Annotated in this window: 1 protein-coding gene and 1 pseudogene; both read left to right on the plus strand. The window is 48.2% G+C overall.

Annotated elements, in window-relative coordinates:
• Positions 1 to 711, plus strand: a 711-nt coding sequence (locus tag DWX33_RS22205) for a tyrosine-type recombinase/integrase (protein WP_147425527.1), incomplete at its 5' end; no start/stop codon positions are given.
• Positions 712 to 714: 3 nt separating this feature from the next.
• Positions 715 to 905: pseudogene (locus tag DWX33_RS22210) on the plus strand (hypothetical protein); the annotation flags it as partial.

Consider the following 905-nt stretch of genomic DNA (forward strand, 5'->3'; position numbering starts at 1 on the left):
TTCTATATGAAAGCCCTTAAATGCGTGGTGAATGACGCAAGGCGCAACGGGATTTTGAAAGAAGCCCAATACCCGTTCGGCAGGGGAAAGTACGAGATTCCGAGCGGCAACAGCCGAAAGTTAGCCTTGACGATGGAACAGATAAAAAAAGTCGTGACATACAAGGGCAGCAAGACCGTTGAGAAGTACCGGGATTTTTGGTTTTTCTCCTACCTGTGCAACGGTATCAATTTCAGGGATATGCTTTTCTTGCGGTATGGGAACATCGTGGACGGTGAAATCTGCTTTGTACGCTCCAAGACATCGCACACGTCCAACCATATACGGGAAATAAGGGCGGTGCTCACTCCCGAAATGCGGGATATTATAAAACGGTGGGGAAACCCTGACGAAGGGAATCCCGATACTTTCCTTTTCAAGTATGCCAAAGACACGGAGGACGAATTTGTCATTTCCAATATTGTCAGACGGGTAACGCACCGTTGCAACATCGCTTTGGCTAAAATAGCCCAAGCTGTCGGTGTCCCACGTTTCACGACCTATTCCGCCCGGCATTCCTATGCGACTGTCTTAAAACGCAGCGGAACGAACATCGCTTACATATCCGAGAGTTTGGGGCATTCAAGCCTTGCCATCACGGAGAACTACCTCGCCAGTTTCGAGCAGGAGGAGCGGATAAGGAATGCGCAGTTATTAACCAAATTCGATTGAGCCATGCCGAACAAGAAAACCAAGACGGTGAAGATTAGACACCTTGAATGTTTCAGTGCCATTTACGGGGAACTGGCGCAGAATCCCGAATATGCAGGCTACGAAATAGAAGAAGCCGTACTGCAAGTAAAATCATATATTCCCCCCGCCGTCAAAGACGTGGACAAGGCGATAGAGAAAATAAGGTTCAGCCA

The organism is Parabacteroides sp. AF19-14 (assembly GCF_003635485.1).
Classification (GTDB): Bacteria; Bacteroidota; Bacteroidia; order Bacteroidales; family Tannerellaceae; genus Parabacteroides; species Parabacteroides distasonis.